This window comes from Mycobacterium cookii, assembly GCF_010727945.1.
Classification (GTDB): domain Bacteria; phylum Actinomycetota; class Actinomycetes; order Mycobacteriales; family Mycobacteriaceae; genus Mycobacterium; species Mycobacterium cookii.
In genome coordinates this window covers 2,765,155-2,782,943 of record NZ_AP022569.1, presented here as the reverse complement: position 1 = coordinate 2,782,943, position 17,789 = coordinate 2,765,155, and the positions used below count along the sequence as shown (strand labels likewise).

General features: G+C 64.3%; 19 protein-coding genes. 5 read left to right on the top strand and 14 right to left on the bottom strand.

What is annotated here, in order from left to right:
• Nucleotides 1-6: 6 nt before the first annotated feature.
• Complete coding sequence (locus tag G6N27_RS13150) at nucleotides 7-1,191, bottom strand: acyl-CoA dehydrogenase family protein (protein ID WP_163776718.1); 1,185 nt, start codon at nucleotides 1,189-1,191, stop codon at nucleotides 7-9.
• A gap of 164 nt (nucleotides 1,192-1,355) precedes the next feature.
• Between G6N27_RS13150 and G6N27_RS13145 the strand changes: the two genes are divergently transcribed.
• From G6N27_RS13145 to G6N27_RS13130, 4 genes are read left to right on the top strand one after another with little or no spacing between them, the layout of a single operon-like run.
• The gene (locus G6N27_RS13145) at nucleotides 1,356-3,008 is read left to right on the top strand and encodes a flavin-containing monooxygenase (RefSeq protein ID WP_372512990.1); all 1,653 of its coding nucleotides are present in this window, start codon (nucleotides 1,356-1,358) and stop codon (nucleotides 3,006-3,008) included.
• On the top strand, nucleotides 2,998-3,774 hold the full coding sequence (locus G6N27_RS13140; protein ID WP_163776716.1) for a glucose 1-dehydrogenase: 777 nt from the start codon (nucleotides 2,998-3,000) through the stop codon (nucleotides 3,772-3,774). Before G6N27_RS13145 ends, G6N27_RS13140 begins: the two co-directional genes overlap by 11 nt.
• Nucleotides 3,775-3,792: 18 nt before the next feature.
• Nucleotides 3,793-4,584, top strand: coding sequence for an SDR family NAD(P)-dependent oxidoreductase (locus G6N27_RS13135; RefSeq protein WP_163776715.1), 792 nt, complete (start codon nucleotides 3,793-3,795; stop codon nucleotides 4,582-4,584).
• The gene (locus G6N27_RS13130; protein WP_163776714.1) at nucleotides 4,581-5,492 is read left to right on the top strand and encodes an alpha/beta fold hydrolase; all 912 of its coding nucleotides are present in this window, start codon (nucleotides 4,581-4,583) and stop codon (nucleotides 5,490-5,492) included. Before G6N27_RS13135 ends, G6N27_RS13130 begins: the two co-directional genes overlap by 4 nt.
• On the opposite strand, the gene G6N27_RS13125 is transcribed toward G6N27_RS13130, so the two are convergent.
• The 3 genes from G6N27_RS13125 to G6N27_RS13115 form a co-directional block, all read right to left on the bottom strand.
• Nucleotides 5,447-7,003: an LCP family protein gene (locus tag G6N27_RS13125; RefSeq protein WP_163781762.1), complete on the bottom strand. Its 1,557-nt coding sequence runs from the start codon at nucleotides 7,001-7,003 to the stop codon at nucleotides 5,447-5,449. The genes G6N27_RS13130 and G6N27_RS13125 overlap by 46 nt on opposite strands.
• Before the next feature lie 227 nt (nucleotides 7,004-7,230).
• Entirely contained in the window at nucleotides 7,231-7,977 is a 747-nt protein-coding gene (locus G6N27_RS13120) for an MBL fold metallo-hydrolase (RefSeq protein ID WP_163776713.1), read from the bottom strand.
• Nucleotides 7,978-7,988: 11 nt separating this feature from the next.
• Nucleotides 7,989-9,110 carry an ecdysteroid 22-kinase family protein gene (locus tag G6N27_RS13115; RefSeq protein ID WP_232064572.1) on the bottom strand — a complete coding sequence of 374 codons (1,122 nt, stop codon included), beginning with the start codon at nucleotides 9,108-9,110 and terminating at the stop codon, nucleotides 7,989-7,991.
• A gap of 101 nt (nucleotides 9,111-9,211) precedes the next feature.
• On the opposite strand from G6N27_RS13115, the gene G6N27_RS13110 reads away from it, so the two are divergent.
• On the top strand, nucleotides 9,212-9,850 hold the full coding sequence (locus tag G6N27_RS13110; RefSeq protein WP_163776712.1) for a maleylpyruvate isomerase family mycothiol-dependent enzyme: 639 nt from the start codon (nucleotides 9,212-9,214) through the stop codon (nucleotides 9,848-9,850).
• A 2-nt stretch (nucleotides 9,851-9,852) separates the two neighbouring features.
• On the opposite strand, the gene G6N27_RS13105 is transcribed toward G6N27_RS13110, so the two are convergent.
• The 10 genes from G6N27_RS13105 to G6N27_RS13065 form a co-directional block, all read right to left on the bottom strand.
• Nucleotides 9,853-11,079, bottom strand: coding sequence for a cytochrome P450 (locus tag G6N27_RS13105; RefSeq protein ID WP_163776711.1), 1,227 nt, complete (start codon nucleotides 11,077-11,079; stop codon nucleotides 9,853-9,855).
• A gap of 24 nt (nucleotides 11,080-11,103) precedes the next feature.
• On the bottom strand, nucleotides 11,104-11,523 hold the full coding sequence (locus G6N27_RS13100; protein WP_163776710.1) for a VOC family protein: 420 nt from the start codon (nucleotides 11,521-11,523) through the stop codon (nucleotides 11,104-11,106).
• A complete protein-coding gene (locus G6N27_RS13095; protein ID WP_232064570.1) occupies nucleotides 11,520-12,611 on the bottom strand; it encodes an NAD(P)H-dependent amine dehydrogenase family protein in 1,092 nt (363 codons plus the stop codon). Before G6N27_RS13095 ends, G6N27_RS13100 begins: the two co-directional genes overlap by 4 nt.
• Nucleotides 12,608-13,042 (bottom strand): hypothetical protein, encoded by a 435-nt coding sequence (locus G6N27_RS13090; protein ID WP_163776709.1) that lies wholly within the window; start codon nucleotides 13,040-13,042, stop codon nucleotides 12,608-12,610. The genes G6N27_RS13095 and G6N27_RS13090 overlap by 4 nt, the downstream gene beginning before the upstream one ends.
• A 20-nt stretch (nucleotides 13,043-13,062) precedes the next feature.
• Nucleotides 13,063-13,767 (bottom strand): hypothetical protein, encoded by a 705-nt coding sequence (locus G6N27_RS13085; RefSeq protein WP_372512991.1) that lies wholly within the window; start codon nucleotides 13,765-13,767, stop codon nucleotides 13,063-13,065.
• Nucleotides 13,764-13,892, bottom strand: coding sequence for a hypothetical protein (locus tag G6N27_RS25515; protein WP_264072759.1), 129 nt, complete (start codon nucleotides 13,890-13,892; stop codon nucleotides 13,764-13,766). Before G6N27_RS25515 ends, G6N27_RS13085 begins: the two co-directional genes overlap by 4 nt.
• A gap of 41 nt (nucleotides 13,893-13,933) precedes the next feature.
• The gene (locus G6N27_RS13080; RefSeq protein WP_163776708.1) at nucleotides 13,934-14,722 is read right to left on the bottom strand and encodes a CbbQ/NirQ/NorQ/GpvN family protein; all 789 of its coding nucleotides are present in this window, start codon (nucleotides 14,720-14,722) and stop codon (nucleotides 13,934-13,936) included.
• Nucleotides 14,723-14,744: 22 nt separating this feature from the next.
• The gene (locus G6N27_RS13075; protein ID WP_163776707.1) at nucleotides 14,745-16,277 is read right to left on the bottom strand and encodes a nitric oxide reductase activation protein NorD; all 1,533 of its coding nucleotides are present in this window, start codon (nucleotides 16,275-16,277) and stop codon (nucleotides 14,745-14,747) included.
• A gap of 153 nt (nucleotides 16,278-16,430) precedes the next feature.
• On the bottom strand, nucleotides 16,431-17,033 hold the full coding sequence (locus G6N27_RS13070; protein WP_163776706.1) for a TetR/AcrR family transcriptional regulator: 603 nt from the start codon (nucleotides 17,031-17,033) through the stop codon (nucleotides 16,431-16,433).
• 64 nt (nucleotides 17,034-17,097) lie between these two features.
• Nucleotides 17,098-17,778, bottom strand: a complete 681-nt coding sequence (locus G6N27_RS13065; protein ID WP_163781754.1) for a hypothetical protein — start codon at nucleotides 17,776-17,778, stop codon at nucleotides 17,098-17,100.
• Nucleotides 17,779-17,789 lie beyond the last annotated feature (11 nt).

Sequence of the window (17,789 nt, the reverse complement as noted above, 5' to 3'; positions counted from 1 at the left end):
GTCTCTCTAGATCAACGCCCGCAGCGGGCCCTCGGGTGGATCGATGCCCAGCGAACTGAGCGCCGACGCGTGGTAAGCAGTGCCGGGGACATGGATGGCGTGCGCCTGGCCGACGTGCACATCGCGCCAATACCGCTGCAGCGGTTTGTCCATCCGCGCCGCGTTCCCGCCCGATCGGGCGAAGATCTCGTCGACCGCGGAGACCGCGCGCCACACCGCGCGAATCTGGGTGCGGCGGCCGGCGGCACGGTCGGCGAAGGACACCTCCTTGCCGGACGCCACGATGTCGTAGATGCGGTCGGCGTTGGCCAGTAATTCCTGGCGGGCCGCGTTGATGTCGGCGGCGGCCTCACCGATGCCGTACAGGACGTAGGGGTCGTCCTTGATCGCGGTCCCGGTAGCGGCGACACGCTCCCGTTGGTAGTCCAGATGCGCCGCGAGCGCGCCCTCGGCAATGCCGATGGTCGCCGCCGAGATACCCAGCGGGAACATGGTCGACCACGGCATCAGATACAGCGTTTCGGTCATGCCGGCCTCGCGCTGCGCGGTACCGTCCATCACCTTGGCCGCGTCCATCGTCCGATACGCGGGCACGAACGCGTCTTTGACGATCACGTCCTTGGAGCCGGTTCCGCGCAGCCCCACCACATTCCACGAGTCTTCGACGATCTCATAATCCTTGCGCGGCAGGATCATGTGCAGCATCTGCGGCGGCATCACCGGTGCACCGTTGGCGTCGCCGAGCATGGCGCCCAGGATGATCCAGTCGCAGTGGTCGGTGCCCGAGCTGAACCCCCAGCGGCCGTTGAAGATGTAGCCGCCGTCGACGGGCCGGGCAACCCCTTGCGGTGCGTACGGTGAGGCCATCCAGGTGTCGGCGTCGTCGGCCCAGACCTCGGCGGCCACCCTGGGGTCTGCGTAGGCCAGCTGGTAGGGGTGCACTCCCACCACACCCACGATCCAGCCGGCGGCCGGGTCGAGCGCTGCGGTGGCCATCACGGTCTCGGCGAACTCGCGGGGATGGACCTCGAACCCCTGATAGCTCTTGGGCTGCAGAAGCCGGATCAGGCCGGCTGCCTTCATGAGCTTGACGGTGTCGTCGGTGAGTCGTCCGATCTGCTCGGCTTCGGCCGCTTGGTCGCGTAACTGGTCGGCCAAGTCCACCACGCGGTCGATAACACGTTCGCTCATGATGTCGTCCTTAAGTCGCTGGGCTTACTGATGGTCTACCGCAGTCGAAGGCCTGTCCGCTGCCGATCCCGATGAGCGGGCGAAAATCCTTGCGTCGATCGCCGGTGTCCAATGACCGGGAAACCAACGCGGCGGGCGGGCAGGCTTATCTACAGTGATTGCTTGTGACGCTTGACGAACCCTTGGACGCGTTGGTGGTGGGCGCCGGATTCGCCGGCCTGTACGCGTTGCACAAACTTCGCGCCCAGGGGCTCTCGGTTCGAGTGCTCGAGGCCGCGCCTGAAGTGGGCGGCACCTGGTACTACAACCGGTATCCCGGCGCGCGCTGCGACGTCGAGAGCGTCGACTATTGCTATTCGTTCTCCGATGAACTCCAGCAGGAGTGGAACTGGACGGAGAAGTACGCCACCCAGGCCGAGATCTTGCGTTACCTGAAATGGGTTGCCGACAAACTCGACCTCCGTCGCGACATCGTGTTCAACACTCGCGTGGTCTCCGCTGTCCTCGACGAGTCGCGGCTGCGCTGGACCGTCACCACCGGTGCCGGCGAGGTGCTGACGGCGCGGTTCTGTGTGATGGCGACCGGCGCCCTGTCGGCCGCCCTGACCCCGGACTTCCCCGGCTTCGCGGAGTTCACCGGCGAGATCTACCACACGGCGCACTGGCCGCATGATCCCGTCGACTTCACCGGCAAGCAGGTGGCCGTCATCGGCACCGGATCGTCTGGCATTCAATCGATTCCGATCATCGCCGAGCAGGCCGCGCACCTCTACGTCTTCCAACGCACCGCTAATTTCAGCGTCCCGGCCGGAAACACGCCGTTGTCCACCGCCGAGCTCGACGAGATCAAGGCTAATTACGCCGAACGTCGTCGGTTGTCTTGGCGCAGCGGCGGCGGGTCGCCCCATATCACCGCGCCCCGGCCGACGCTCGAGTTCGACCCGCAGGAACGTCGAGCGGCGTTCGAGAAGCGTTGGCAACTCGGCGGTGTGCTGTATTCCAAGACATTCCCCGATCAAATGACCGACTTGGCCGCCAACGAGGAGGCCCGCAAGTTCTACGAGGAGAAGGTACGCGCGGTCATCGAGGATCCGGCTCTCGCCGATCTGCTGATCCCTACCGACCATCCAATCGGAACCAAACGAATTTGCACAGACAGCAACTACTTTCAGACTTTCAACAGGCCCAATGTCAGCCTGGTGAGCGTTCGCGCCACCCCGATCGAATCTGTCGACGCCACGGGAATCAACACCACCGAAGCGCACTACGACCTCGATGCCATCGTTTTGGCGACGGGTTTCGATGCGATGACTGGAGCGTTGACGCAGATCGACATCATCGGCCGCGACGGTAAGACGCTGCGCGACGATTGGGCGCACGGGCCACGGACCTACCTCGGCCTGGGTATCGACGGGTTCCCCAACCTGTTCGTGATTTCGGGACCGGGAGCGCCTGCGGTGCTGGCGAACATGGTGCTGCACGCCGAAGCACACGTGAATTGGATCGCTGACGCGATCGCCTATCTCGACGATAACGGTTACGCCGCAATGGAACCGACGCACGACGCTGTCGACCGCTGGGGCGCCGAATTGGCCCGCCGGGCCGACGAGTCGTTGTTCACCAAAGCCGAATCTTGGTACATGGGTGCGAACGTCCCCGGTAAGCCTCGCGTTTTCATGCTCTTCATCGGCGGCTTCGCCGCGTACAACGACATCTGTGCCGACGTCGCGACTGCCGGATACAAAGGATTCGTCCTGCTGAAGGGCCCAGCCGCCAGCGGCCGGCAGACGGCGGAAACTGGTTGTGATGCAGAGTAATTCAGCACAGCTCACCGGGAAGGTCGTCGTGATCTCCGGTGGCGCCGGCGGTCTCGGCGCGGCGTTCGCGCGGCTCATCGTCGACCGCGGGGGCAGCGTCGTGCTGGCCGACCTGCTGGATGACCAGGGCGCGAAGCTGGCCGGCGAACTCGGTGCGCAGGCGCGCTGCACCCATCTCGACGTCACCGACCCGGAGCAGTGGTCGGCCGCGGTGCGCTACACCCTCGACGAGTTCGGCTCGCTCACCGGGTTGGTGAACAACGCCGGCGTGTCGACCGGTCAGCTTCTCGAGCACGAGCCACTGGAGCACTTCCGAAAAGTGCTGGACATCAACCTGACCGGGGTGTTCAACGGCTTGCAAGCGGTCATCAAGCCGATGCGCGCGGCCGGTGGCGGATCGGTGGTCAACATCTCTTCCGCGGCGGGCATGTTCGGCTTGGCGTTCACCGCCGGCTACGGCGCCTCGAAGTGGGGCGTGCGCGGACTGTCCAAGATCGCGGCGGTGGAGTTGGCACCCGACCGCATTCGGGTCAACTCGGTGCACCCGGGCATGGTGTACACGCCGATGACCGTCAACATCGGCATTCAACCCGGTGAGGGTAACTACCCCAACACCCCGATGGGACGCATCGCCGAACCCGAGGACATCGTCGGCGCCGCCGGCTACCTGCTGTCCGATGACGCCGCATACGTCACCGGGGCCGAGATTGCGGTGGACGGCGGCTGGACCGCCGGACCGACCATGAAATACGTTATGGGCCAATAAAATCCGACAGGAGTACAGATGAAGCGACTCGACCGCAACCGGATCCTGGTGACCGGTGCCGCCTCGGGGATCGGACAAGCAACCGCGCTGCGACTGCTCGACGAGGGCGCCGCCGTCGTCGCCGCCGACATCGCCGCCGACGGCTTGGAGAAGACCCGCGCCAAGGCGCAGGAAGCCGGCTGTGCGGAGCGCCTGACAACGCTCGAGATGAACGTCGGCGACGAGCAGTCGGTCGCCGACGGGGTGCGCTCGGCGGTGGAGACGCTCGGCGGGTTGGACTCGTTGGTGAACGCGGCCGGGATCTTGCGCGCCACTCACACCGACCAGATGAGTCTGGATCAGTGGAATCAGATCATCGGAATCAACTTGACTGGAACTTTTTTGGTGGTCCGGGAAGCGCTGCCGAGCCTGCTGAAGAACACCCGCAGCGCGATCGTAAACTTCAGTTCGACATCGGCGTCCTTCGCGCACCCCTACATGGCGGCCTACGCGGCGAGCAAGGGCGGCGTGCAGTCCTTCACGCACGCGGTGGCGCTGGAGTACGCGAGCAAGGGAGTGCGCGCGGTGTGCGTTGCACCCGGCAGCATCAAATCCGGAATCACCGATGCCACAGCCGGATACCTCCCGCAGGACTCCGACTGGTCGCTGTTCGGCAGGCTGATGCCGATCATGCCGACCACCGAGGAATCCAGCGGCACCGGCATGGCATCCCCGTCGGCGGTCGCCGGTGTGATCGCGATGCTGGTGTCCGAGGACGGCGCGTTCATCACCGGCACCGAGATCCGCATCGACGGCGGGACCCATGCGTGACGCACCTGAGTTATGACGAGACCTTGCGCGAAATCACCACCGATGCAGGCGTTCTGCGCTACCACGAAGCGGGGTTGATCGACTCGGGGCCGCCGTTGCTGCTGCTGCACGGCTCCGGCCCCGGCGTGACGGGATGGCGCAACTTCCGCGGCGTGCTGGGCGCGTTCGCCGAACACTTCCGCTGCCTGATTCTGGAATTCCCGGGTTTCGGCGTGAGCGACGACTTCGGCGGTCACCCGATGATCACCGCCCTGGACGCAGTGGTGCGCTTCGTGGATGCGCTGGAGTTGGACACCGTCGACATCATCGGCAATTCGATGGGCGGCGGCGTTGCGCTCAACTTTGCCATCGCCTACCCCGAACGGGTGCGCCGCATCGTGACCATCGGCGGGATCGGCCGGAACATCCTGACTCCCGCTCCCTCCGAAGGGATTCGGCTACTGCAGGAGTTCACCGAGGAACCGACCCGGGATCGCCTGGTGCGCTGGTTGCATTCGATGGTGTACGACCCCGCGACGGTAACCGACGAGCTCATCGAGGAGCGCTGGAGTCACGCCACCGATCCGCAGACGCTGGCCGGCGCGCGGCGGATGTACAGCAGGGAAGCGTTCGCTCAGATGATGAAGGCTCTCGAGTCGTCCAAGGGGCCGCAGCCATGGGCGGCGATGCACCGGGTGAAGGCGCCGACGCTGATCACCTGGGGCCTCGACGACCGGGTCAGCCCGCTGGATATGGCGTTGATCCCGATGCGCACCATCCCGAATGCCGAGTTGCACGTGTTCCCCAACTGCGGCCACTGGACGATGATCGAGGCGAAAGAAGCTTTCGAAAGCGCGGTGTCGGCGTTCCTGCTCCGGAAGGATCAGTTGACGCAGGGCACGCCGCCACCGTCGATCGGCACTCCCTGATCGGGGGTCGCCTCGGTGGTGTCCGTCTGCTTGCCCGACTTGTAGTCCCAGTTGCCCCAGCTACCTGAGAAGCCGGAAACCGTTGACGGCGTGGTGGATTCGTCCTGCGAGGGCGCCGAGAAGTTGTCGTCGACGATGACCTCGACGTGGCCGTATTGCAGCGTGCGGTTGGGGTGGTCAGGCGGGTCGATGCCGAGCATGCTTGCCACTTCCTTGGCATCGGACTCGGCGCCGGGGGCGTACTCGATCGTCGTCGTGCTGGGTTCGCCTTTGACCCGGTCGCGGACCGAGCCGGTGGTGTAGCCGTCATGCTTCAACGTGCGCGCCACTTTGGTTGCGAGCCCGCTGGTGCTGCTGGCGTTGATCACGTCGACAACCGTTGACGGGCTGGGCGATTCCGCAATCGTCGACGGCGTGGACGACGAGCTTCCGAAGGCCGCGGCCACTTCGGCCTTGATCGCGGCGGGATCGATGATGTTGACGTCCTGACCGTTGATGTTGTCGTAACGCACGACGGGCAGGGTCCGGTATTCGATGGACCCGCCGGCCAGGGCGCCCATCCGGCGGAACTGGTCCTCGTCCCAGCCTGACGACAAGACGACGTCTTTGCGTGCCACCGCCATCAGGCCTTTGAGTTTGCCGATGTCGGTGAAGGTGCCCGAATCCTGGAGTTGATGCATGACCGCCGACAGGAACGCCTGCTGACGGTGAGTGCGGTCGAGGTCGCCGTTCTCGAGGCCGTGGCGCTGCCGGACGAAGGCCAGCGCCTGCTCGGCGTCCAGCGTCTGGCGTCCCGCCGGGAAGTCGGCGCCGGAGTACGAGTCGTACACGGCGTGCTTCAAGCACACGTCGACACCGCCCAGACTTTGGGCGAGATCGTAGAAGCCGGCCAGATTGACTTCGGCGAAGTAGTCGATCGGCACCCCGGTCAGCTTGCGCACCGCCTTCAAGGTGGCGGCCCGGGCGGCTTCGCGGCCCTTGGTCTCGAGTTCCTTTTGGTCGCTGACGCCCTTGTTGATCATCTTCTGCTCGACGTACTGCTTGGTGAGACCGTAGGCCTCTTTGATCTTGATGTGGTTGTAGCCGGGCACGCCGTTGAATGACACCCAGTCGTCACGCGGGATGGAGAATGCGGTCACTTTGTCGTCGGCGCTGATGTGCGCGAGGATCAGCGTGTTGGTGTTGTAGCCACCGTCGTCGGAATCGCCGGCGTGCAGATGCTTGAGCACCGACCACGGCAAATCATCGCCGTTCTGGTCTTTCCGCGAGTCGAGGCCGATGAGCAGAATGTTCTGTCCGTCGCCGGTGGACTTCGGGTCTTCGGCACTCAGAGCCTGCGAGACGGTGATCCCTTTGAGCACGCCGTGGGCCATCCAATATCCCGACCCGGTCGCGGCCATCGCCCCGACGGCTACCAGCGTCCAGCAGGCATGCGCCAACCTGCGGCGCCGGGCCCTGACCGGTGTCGCACGGTGGCGGTGTGAAGAGCTGGAAAGCTGCTGGTCTCCCATGACAATCTTGGTGGTATTCGGGGTGTGCGCCTGACCCGGGATGCGATGCGCGCTCAAAGACTACTTGTGGCCTAGTATGCGGCAGCTTGCTGAAGAACGCGCTGTGGCCCATCTAACCGCTCACGCAGGGTGCTCGCTGTCAAAAGTGCCCCCACCTGCGACGATACGCTCGGCGCCGCTGACTTTGCGGACTGGCGGGGCCGTCAATTTGTGGCCAAATCGTGCCGCTACAGGTCTAAAACTGCCCCATCGGTCGCAGTAGTAACAGCCGCGAACCGTGCCTGAGCGGCCGTTTGCGTGTGCTCGGCCACGTCCGGCAGGGGGTGACTGTGGGTGAGTACCAGCCGTGACACACCGGACTCAGCGGCGATGACGCCGGCCTCGTCGCCGGAGGTGTGTCCGCGCTCGGCGTTGACGGGTTCCCAGGCCTCGTGCAGCAGCGTCGATACCCCCGCGACCTGCCGGATGGTCTGCGGGTCGAATTCGGTGTCGGTGCAATAAGCGACGCTGCCGCCGATGCGGAACCCGGCCGACGGCAGGGGGTGCCGGGTCTGTTCCCATATCTGCACCTCGTGGCCGGCGAAGCTCACGGTGTCCCAGCCCAGCTCCGCCCAGCGTGCCGACGCCAGCGGCGACGTCGTCTGCAGCGGGGCGGCCAGCAACTGGGCCTCGACGATGGTTCGGGTGGGCCGGCCGTAGGACAGCGAGCCGGGGCCGGCGATGGTGAGTTCCCGTCCTCCCAGGGCTCGCCCGCTGACGAAAGCGAGGCCCGTCACGTGATCGAGGTGGAAGTGGCTGAGCGCCACGGTCACCGTGTCGACGCCGTCGAGCAGCGACGGGTCGATGTGCAGGGCGCCCAAACCGGTTCCGGCGTCGAGGATCAACGCCTCGGTGCCGGCGGTGATCAGATAACAGCTGGTCTGCCGGGAGCTGGTCGGGATCCATCCGCCGCTGCCGAGAACTGTCATCCGCATGGTTACTGAACTTACGGCGACAACCCCTGCTGCAGGGCGGCTACCGTCTCCAGATCGCCGAGCGCCGCGACGCCACGTCGAACACCCTCCAGTGCAATGCTTTCCACCTGCATTCCGCCCATCCCGGCGGTGATCAGGGGTGCGACGTAGGCGTACAGCGCGCCTTGCCGGTAGTGCAGCCACAGTTCGTCGGCATCGAGTTCGGGGCCACCGGCGGCGACCAGAGCACGCCGGTAGTCGGTGAGGAGGTCACGCTCGGCGGCCTGCCGGTCGGCGGGCGTCATGCCGGTGATGAGCGTGTAAGCCAACTCGCGGCCCGGATGTCCGCGGCGAACGGCCTGCCAGTCGAGCAAACCGGCCTCATCGTTGCGGAAGTAGACATTGCCGGGATGCGCATCGCCGTGCATGACCGTATTCGGCTGTCGGTCAATGAGTTCGGCGACCGCTCGATATTTCTCGATGATGAAGCGACCGTCCTCGACCCCGATGTCGGTTCGCTCGGCCAGCCGACGGGCCGAGGTGTTCAGCAGCGGTGCGGTCAACAGCGAAGTGTGATCGCCGGACGCGGAGTAAGTCCAGGCGGGCAGTCGTTCCCAGAAGGCCGCATGCAGCCGGGCCAACAGCTCGACGATCTGGCTCGCCTGGTCTATGTCGAGCGGATGCAGGGTGTCGGGAAACACGCACGGATCGACCGCCAAGTCCTCCAGGACGAGCACGAAGCGTCCGGTCAGCGAGTCGAATGCCGACCCGTATGCCACGGGTAAGCCGGTGAGCTGCGGCGCCAGGTCGCGATAGAACAGCACCTCGGTCTGGGCGAGCCGACCGAGTTCGCCCATCAGCCGGGTGGCAACGGTTTCGGCGGGCATCTTGACGAAGACCGACTCGGGAACGCCGTCGCCGGTCAGCGCGAGCCTTGCCCGGGACGACGTGCCCGCGTCGCCGCCGATCATCGATATCGACGTCACCGGTCGCCCGATGATCTGCGAGAGCGACCGGGCGTCGAGGTCGGCGATCGTTCGTGGCAGCGTCCGCATCCGGCCGATCACGGTATCGGTTGCGACGCGCTGCATTCCACGGCCGAGGTGGGCTGCCAGCCCGAGGACCGGCACCACCCGCCGCGATGTGTAAGCCACCGATGCATCTTTACAAGACGGAACTGATCTGTAAAGGCGTGACGGCCCGATGAGTTTGGCGTCCGACGCCTGTCTAACTCGATGTGATGGAGTACAGGGATATGGCGAAGTCCGAGCACGACGACCTGTGGGCGCTGGTGCACACCGAGCGGGCAGCGCTCGCCGGGGACCTGGCAGGCCTTGACGCTGAGCAGTGGCGGCACGAGACGCTGTGTGGTTCGTGGAACGTCGAGGAGGTCGTCGCCCACCTGACGGCCGCGGCGAGCCTGAATCAATGGCGATGGTTGCGCAGTATGTTCTGGGCGCGCTTTCGTCCCGATGTCCACAACCGTCGTCGGCTGGCAGAGCATCGCGGCGATACTGCCGCCGAGACGCTGGACCGGTTCCGTGCGGTCGTCGCAAGCACCGTCGCACCGTCGCCGCATCTCCCCGCTTACCTGGGTGAGGTGGTTGTCCATGCCCAGGACATCCGTCAGCCGCTGGGGCTGGAGCGAACACCGAGCCTCGGAGCACTGACGGCGGCGGCGGAGTTCTTCGCTCAGCGAAACTTCGCCGTGCCCAGCCGTAGTCGCATCGCCGATCTCCGGGTCGAGGCCGACGACGGACTGTTCCGCGCGGGCAGCGGCGCTCTGGTCACCGGGTCAACGCTGGCCCTCGTGATGGGCATGGCCGGACGCATGGCCTATGTCGATGAGCTCAAAGGTCCAGGCGTGCAACTCCTTCGGGCCCGGAGTGGCTAGCATCAGCCGAATTCGATGGGCAGGCTGGTCGGCCCACTCATGCCGAGCAACGGCTTCCACGGCGTCGTTCCGATTCGCCGTGGGTTGGGCAGGCGCTGGGAGAGGATTTTGAGCGCTTCGGCGAGTTCTCGCCGCGCCAGGTTGGCGCCCAGGCAGTAATGCACTCCTCCGCCGAAGGTCAAGATGGGGGGTGGCTCGTCTCGAGTGATGTCGAAGCGCGTCGGATCGTCGTAGACCGCGCAATCACGATTGGCCGCGTAGGTGTTCACCAAGATGAAAGTGCTTGCGGGGAAGGTGTAGTCGCCGATCTCGACGTCGCTGTTGACGCTGCGTACGGTGCTGCACATCGATGGTGAATGTCGCATCGTTTCCTCGACGGCACGCATTGCCAGTTGGGGTTGATCGCGCAGCAGTGCCCACTGCTCGGGGTGATCGCAGAGCACCTGCATGGATGCGGCGAGTTGGCTGCGCGTCGTATCGGTGCCGGCCACCAGAATGCTGAACGCCAACATGCGCAATTCGCCGGCGTTGAGGCGGTCACCCGCGTCCTCGATGGCGATCAGCTCGGATAGCAGATCTTCGGTCAGGCGTTGACGCCTGCGCGCGACCATGTCGTCGATGTAGTCGTCGAACTCGGCCCACGCTTTCAGGACGACAGGCTCCTCTTTGGCGAGATCGCAGTCGAAGCTCACGATTTTGAAGATGTCCTCGGCCCACCGTGAGAATTGTTGCCAATCCTCACGAGGCGCACCGAGCAGCGCGCAGATGATCGGTATCGGGTAGGGCCGCGCGATGTCGGCGACGAACTCGCAACGGCCCGAGTCCGCGACGTGATCGACGAGCTCGTTGACGACGACCTGGATCGTCTCGTCCATGCGCGCTGTCGCCCGCGGTGTGAACGCCTTGGACACCAGGCCGCGCAGCCGGCGATGCTCGTCGCCCTCCATGTTCAAGATGCTGTGCGTAACTCTGTCCCACAGCGGTCCCGACGTGATCCCGTGGGCTGAGAGATGTATTCCCGGAGGAATCACGAATCGTGGATCACGGAGCACGGTTCGGGCCAGCTCGTACGAAAGTATCTCGGGCCCAATGGGTCCCAGAGCGATCGGCGCCTGCTGCTGCGCTGCTCGGAACTGCGGATAGATCTGCTGTGGTGTGTCGGTGAGGTCATAACTCAGAGTCGGTAGTTCAGCGTCGAAGACGCTCGGCCTGACGGCGTCAATGGTCACGACATCTCCTCGCTGATCGGCTCGTCACGGGATGTTGGTCGACAGTAGGGTCAACGGCAGGCCGAGTACTGACAGGTCGATTTCGTCGAGATACGAACCCTCGCCGGAAATGCTCTGCCGGAAACGAATTTTCGACCCGTAGCGTTCGGCGACGGCTTCGGCGTCGGATGCCCCCGGGACGCGGAGCACCACGGTGTACACGCCGTCGCCGTTGCGCTCCACGAAGTCGCTGACCGACGCCGCCACGTCGGCTTTGGCGCCGGGCACCGCGCTGATCAGTTCGATGCCGCCGCTCCAATCCAGATAAATCGTCAAACCGAGTTCAGTCAGCTCGGTGCTGTCGAAGCTGAAGCCGAGTTCGGTGAACATCTTCGCGACGGCCGCCTGGCGCTCCGGCGCGACGGCGAACACCACGTGATGAAGCTGCGTCTCCCGTTCGGTCATGTTCGCAGGACTCCGCGCGGAAGTAGCAGGGGCAGATCGTTGTAGGTCGCGATGCCGGGTGGCGCTGCGACGACGGCCGGTATCGCGGTGATGGCCGGCACGGCTGTGATGGTCAGACCGAGCAGGATGTATTCCTCGATCGTCTCCGCTACGAAATCTGCGGGCGGCTCGAACGCCAGCGTGGTCTTGATCGTCGGCCGACCCTCGACCGTGACGTTGTATCCGAAGCCCATCGTCCACGTCGGCTCCAGCGATTGTCCCTTGGTCCACACGCCACGTACCTCGACGACGTCACGCTCACCGACAAAGCCCTTCCAGCTCACGTCGATTCCGGCCACACAGCCCTTGGCGATCACCCAGTCCCCGGGAAGGTGAACGTCTTCGGTGGCCTGAGCATACTGTGCCTCGCAACGAATCTCGTCGAGCTCAACCCCCAATGCATCGGCGACGATGAGAACGGCCTCGCGAAATATCCCCGACCCTTCCTCAGTCACCGCCGGCAGGTCCGGGTAGTCGATCGGGTATCCGAATCCCATGATCTTCTCGGTCTCCGGTGAGTTGTAGATCGTGGTATCAAACGATTCCACGATGCGCACCCTCTCGATCCTGTCCGAGAGTCCGGCAGAAACGATCGCGAAGAGTTCGATGAAGCCGGGGTTCAGGCCACTGCCGAAGATCGTAGAGCCACCGCGTTCGCAGGCCTGCAGGATGCGTCCGCGCCCTTCGCCGAGTCGATGGCCGGTGATGAACTCGGACGTGGTGACAACGTTGATGCCCGCTTCGAGAACGCGGACCAGATCGTCGACGTCGGCGAACATCTGGTTGTACACCACACAATCAGGCTCGAGGCCGATCAGCGCGTCGATGTCGTGGGTGGCCCGCACGCCGAGTGGCGCGATCCCGCATAGTTCCCCGACGTCGCGGCCGACCTTGTCCGGCGACCACGCGTAGCATCCGACAAGCTCGAGCAGTGAGTTCTCGACGATCGCGTGCACCGACTTCGTGCCGATGTTGCCGGTCGTCCATTGAACTACCCGATAGGTCTGCCGCTCAGCACTTTTCGGCCTACCGTCGATTACGGCGGTCACGGATGCTGAGCACCTTGCTGCTGCCGGGCTACCCGCGCGTCGTGGATGCGCACCAGTTCGCGGAATTTCAGCCGGTGATATTTCGGAACCGGCTGGATGCCCCATTGGTCGCGGGCGGTGTCCTTACCCTCGGCGCCCTCGGGTGGCCCGAACATGGGATACGGAACTTTGCACTCCAAGGTGTCGTCGGAGTAGCGGACCTTGAGCAGTTCGCTGCAGATCTGAGTCAGGCTCAGCGTCGGATAGCCGTAGTAAACCGCCATGAAGGGCAGCGTGAAGGCACCTTCGATCACGAGGGCGACCAGACAGACGATGACGGCCCGTTTGATGTACTTGTGCATCCGGGCGTAGTACGGCGTGGTGCCAGGCGGTAAGTCCTCGCCGGGATCCGTGTCTTCGGTGGACGCCGGTGCGGGTAGTGGTGAAGTCACAACTGTGCTCCTTAAAGTGTTCAGTCGGTGAAGATTTCGCGGTTGACCGTGTGCAGGTACGGGATGGCCAGGAACGGCGTGATGTAGAAGATGTCGTAGAGCCACCAGCCGATGACGGGGAATACCACGCCCGCGTAGCGCACGTCGGCGTACATGGTCATGTTGAACACGTAGGCGCACCAGATCACCACGCCCATCCAGCAGGTGATGACCATCCATTGGTGGCCCCACCGCTTCATCTGCAAGAAGCCGATCGCCGCGGCACAGCGCATTGCGAACACCGTCAGGATCAGCCCCGCCACATACGCTTTCTCGCCGGGGCCTGCGGCGCCGCCAACCCACAGTTCGTTGTAGTGCCAGAAATAACCGGCATCGAACATGTTGCCCCAGCCGACCATCAGCACCCGGTTGATCAACGTGTGATTGGCAACCAGATCCAACGCCCACCCCAGGCTGTTGAGTGCTCCGTCGATCAGCACCAGATAACCGATCAAGGTCACGATCATCGGCCGCACCGACAGGCCTGCTCGTAAAGCCTGGCGCTGCAGCCAGACTCCGCGCATGAAGATGGGGAAGCCGATCAGGCCCGGCGCCCACATCCCCATCAGAGCGGCGCCGACGATCATCCATTTGTCGGCCCGGCGCTGTGCTAGACGAGATTCGTCGTGATGGTCCTCGAGGCTGACCGGGTTGTCAGAGGACCGGTTCAGTAGCGGAAGATTCACAACTCCCACCAGCCGCGCGCGAAGGACATGTAGAGCTGGATGCCGAACATCAGCAACAGGTAGCCGTAGATGACGATCTGCAGGATGATGAGCGCCTTCTTGCGCTGTCGTTCCTTCTGATCCACGGTGGTTGGCTCCTTTCCCAGTTTCTCTGTTAAGGGGTGCGTCAGGCGTCGGCGGTGGCGAGGCTGGCGACCGCGACCTCGCGTAAGCCGTCGTTGATGGCGCCGTCGGTCGACAGTGGCGCGAGGATGCAGGCCTCGGCAGCCTCTAATTCGCTTGCGCCGGAGGCGATCAGCTGCGCGGCGGTGACCAGCACACGGGTCGACGGCGGTTCGAAGTGAAAGGCGTGGTCGGCGGTGCGGATGGCGGTGGCGCAGGCGACCAGTCTTGTCGCGGTCGACGGATTGATGCCCGCTTCGGCAACGACGACCTCGGCTTCTCGGACCGCGGGCAGGTATCTCATCGCAAGAGTGACGAACCGCTGACGGAAGGACGGCTTGAGCTCCTTCAGTGAGCTGCGGTAGGCCGGGTTGTAGGAACAGGCCAGCATGAAAGTGTCCGGCGCTGTGACGACTTCGCCTGCCCGGTCGAGGTAGAGAGCGCGGCGGTGGTCGGTCAACGAATGCAGGATCGCCAGCGAGTCGTGGCGTGCTTCGACGACTTCGTCGAGATAGCAGATGGCGCCGGCCTTGACGGCCCTGGTGAGCGGGCCGTCGGTCCACACCACGTCGCCGCCGGTCACCATGAACCGGCCGACGAGGTCGGAGCTGGTCAGGTCGTCGTGGCAGCTGATGGTGACGACGGGTCGGTTCAGCAGCAGGCCCATGTGCTCGACAAGCCGGGTCTTGCCGCAGCCGGTCGGGCCGGTGAGCATCACCGGCAGCCGCTGCTGGTAGGCCTGCTCGAACAACTGGACTTCGTTGCCGTTCGCGAAATACGTGTTGGTGATCATCTGGTCCTCAGCGTGTTGGCGATCATGCGGTTACCAGCTCACGGTGAACGTGGGCCAACACCCGCGGAAGTTCTTCGACTCTCCGGATGCGTTGGGAGCGAAGGGGTCCGAAGACCTCGGGCAGTGGGTCAACGCGGGTCGGTCCGACACCCAGGTAGTAGATGGATACGCCCGCGTCGTTGGCTTCCTCGACCGCGTGCGCGACATCGGCCCACGCATAGCGACCCTCGTAGCCCTCGTCGGAGATCAGCCCGTCGCCGATCACGATGAGCAGTCGCCGCTCGGAGGGCTGGGCAAGAAGCCGACTGGTCAAGTGGCGCAACGGCGCGCCGAGTCTGGTGTAACCGCCGGTCACCAGACCGAGCCGGCCTGGCGGCACGAAACGCCGATCCTGGAAATCCTTGAGGCAACTGACTTCGACGCGGTGTCGGGTGTTGCCGGTGAATACGAATATTCCGTGGCGCTCCCGGGCCAGGGTCATCGCTTTGGACAGCGCATCGGCGCAGGTCAACTCCAGCTTGAAGATCCGTCCGCCGTGCACACCCAAAGATGAACTGCCATCCAGCAATAGCGCGGTGGTGACGTCGCGGCTGGCGGGCAACAAGTCGCGGAAGATACGCGGTTCGATCGCCTCTCCGGTCGCCAGGTCAATGTAGTGGCGCACGTACTGCTCGACGTCCAGGTCTGAGCCGTCCTCGAGGCGGTTCGTCATCGCCCGGTGGGTGTGTTCTTCGAACCACTTTCGCAGCTCTGCGGACACCGGCTCCGGCGCGCGCGTCGCGGTGGCATGCGTGCGCTCGACGACGGCGACATGGTCGCGCATGAAGCTGTTTGTCCAGGAATTCCACTCGGGGTAGGGGATGCCCGGCCGGTGCTCTGGAGTGACATCGAGGTCGTTGTCCTGAGGCCGGCTGGGTGGTGGCAGGTTGGGGTTACGCACGCCGCCGTCGCCGCCGACCGGCACCGAGTAGGGCCGCGGCAGGCGCTTTTGCGTTGTCGTCCAGGGCATTCGGCCGAGGCTGCGACGCAGCTTCTCGGTCAAGCCCTGCGGCGCCGTGTAGGCCAGGGGCAATTTACCCAGGAGCGGGTCAACTTTCAGCGCAGCCGAGGTGCGTGACATCGAGATCGCCCGGTTGATGATCTCGACGGCATCGGTGTCGGCTGGCAACGCGGTCAGCTCCGGCAGCATCCGGCGTGCTTCCTCGAGCAATCCGGGCCAGTTCGATGCGATCCACCCCAGGGCCACACCGGCCTCGACGAGTGTGACTGCGCGCAGTTCGCGGGCCGACAGCTCGCCGAGCCGATATTCGGTGATCTTCTCCTTGGATGGCGAACATTGAAATGCCACACCGCATGTCAGTGTCCTGCGTGTCCAGTGCCGTGCGATCAGGGGATACGGAACGTGTACAAAATCCAGTGTGGTGCTCAAGCCGAACTCACGACGCTCACCGGTCACCAGACGCACGCCCTCGCGACGGCGCCCGCTCAGGGCGACAGCCGTCACTGCGCAACTGCGTTCGACCGCCATTGCATGTGCGTCGGAGAGTTCGATCATCGACACTCAGAATGTGCCGAGGTTCGAGAACATCCAGTACCAGAACCAGATGACCAGGCCCGTGCCTCCCCACGCTGCGACGTAACGCAGTATCTCCCAGATCCAATCCATGTCAGGCCTCCTTGTCGATGTGCTGTGGCATGCTCCTTGACGTCACCGGATCTCCAAACCTCGCACGGCTGTGGCAATCAAATTCGCCAGCATCGTGGCGCGCGTGTCGGCACTGTCGGTCGTGGTGAGGACGCCGTAGATGCCCAGCAGAAAGAACGTCGCGCTGTAGAAGGCGTCCACTTCCGGATGCACATGCCCGTCGCCTCGCGCCCGTTCGATCTCGTCGACCAAAAGCACGATCACAGGATGATCGCTCCAGTCGTCTTTAGTGGGACGTGTCGGCGAGAAATGCAGCGCTAAAAGCTCTTTGAACAGCAGCGGACCGAGTCGCCGCTCCAGGGCGGTCACAAGACCGACCACTTCGGTCAACGCGTCAGGAAGTCCGTGTGGGTCCTCGAGATATTCTGCGAATGCCGCGGCGATGCCTGCTTCTTCGCTACGTTCCAGCTCAAGCAGTACATGTTCCTTGCTGGGGAAGTGGAAGAAGAACGTCCCGTGGGCGACTCCCGCGGCTGCGACGATCGCATTCACGTCGGCGCCCGTCATCCCCGAGCGCTTGAACTCGGCGATCGCCGCGCCGAGTATGCGCTCCCGGGTTTGTCGTCGACGCATCTCGCGTGCGGTGGCCTTGACCTGTGGCGTCATGGTCTAGCCTTTCTAGCAGTGATTACTGACTAGAGTCAATGATTTAAGTCAATAGCTGGTCAAGTCAGTCGGTGAAGATCTCGCGGTTGACCGTGTGCAGATACGGGATGGCCAGAAACGGCGTGATGTAGAAGATGTCGTAGAGCCACCAGCCGACGACGGGGAAGATGACACCGGCATAGCGGACGTCGGCGAACATCGTCATGTTGAAGACGTAGACGCACCAGATCAGCACGCCCATCCAGCAGGTGATGACCATCCATTGGTGGCCCCACCGCTTCATCTGCAGGAAGCCGATCGCGGCCGCGATCCGCATGGTGAACACCGTGAGGATCAGGCCGACTTCGAGGGCTTTCTCGCCCGGCCCCGCCGCGCCACCGACCCACAGCTCGTTGTAGTGCCAGAAGTAGCCGGCATCGAACATTGCACCCCAGCCGTTCAACAGGATTCGGGCCAGGATGGTGTGATTGGCCACCAGGTCGAGCGCCCACCCCACCGTGTTGATGGCGGCGTCGATGATGACCAGGTAACCAAGTAGCGTCACCAGCATCGGCCGGACCGCCAGGCCGTCGCGTTGCGCCTTGCGCAGCAGCCACACCCCTCGGAGAAACAGCGGGAGGCCGAAGATACCGAGAGCCGCGGTACCGATGAGGATGCTTCCCGAGATGAGCCACTTGTCGGCTTGCCGCTGGGCGAGGTGAGACTGCTCGAAGTGTTCGTCGAGCTGGCTGCCTGTGGTGGTCATCGTGGGCGAAC

Bases quoted from the DNA above. Each gene is read 5' to 3' on its own strand.
- G6N27_RS13150 (WP_163776718.1), bottom strand. From the start codon at position 1,191: ATGAGCGAACGTGTTATCGACCGCGTGGTGGACTTGGCCGACCAGTTA.
- G6N27_RS13140 (WP_163776716.1), top strand. From the start codon at position 2,998: ATGCAGAGTAATTCAGCACAGCTCACCGGGAAGGTCGTCGTGATCTCC.
- G6N27_RS13135 (WP_163776715.1), top strand. From the start codon at position 3,793: ATGAAGCGACTCGACCGCAACCGGATCCTGGTGACCGGTGCCGCCTCG.
- G6N27_RS13125 (WP_163781762.1), bottom strand. From the start codon at position 7,003: ATGGGAGACCAGCAGCTTTCCAGCTCTTCACACCGCCACCGTGCGACA.
- G6N27_RS13120 (WP_163776713.1), bottom strand. From the start codon at position 7,977: ATGCGGATGACAGTTCTCGGCAGCGGCGGATGGATCCCGACCAGCTCC.
- G6N27_RS13110 (WP_163776712.1), top strand. From the start codon at position 9,212: ATGGCGAAGTCCGAGCACGACGACCTGTGGGCGCTGGTGCACACCGAG.
- G6N27_RS13100 (WP_163776710.1), bottom strand. From the start codon at position 11,523: ATGACCGAACGGGAGACGCAGCTTCATCACGTGGTGTTCGCCGTCGCG.
- G6N27_RS13080 (WP_163776708.1), bottom strand. From the start codon at position 14,722: ATGATCACCAACACGTATTTCGCGAACGGCAACGAAGTCCAGTTGTTC.
- G6N27_RS13075 (WP_163776707.1), bottom strand. From the start codon at position 16,277: ATGATCGAACTCTCCGACGCACATGCAATGGCGGTCGAACGCAGTTGC.
- G6N27_RS13070 (WP_163776706.1), bottom strand. From the start codon at position 17,033: ATGACGCCACAGGTCAAGGCCACCGCACGCGAGATGCGTCGACGACAA.
- G6N27_RS13065 (WP_163781754.1), bottom strand. From the start codon at position 17,778: ATGACCACCACAGGCAGCCAGCTCGACGAACACTTCGAGCAGTCTCAC.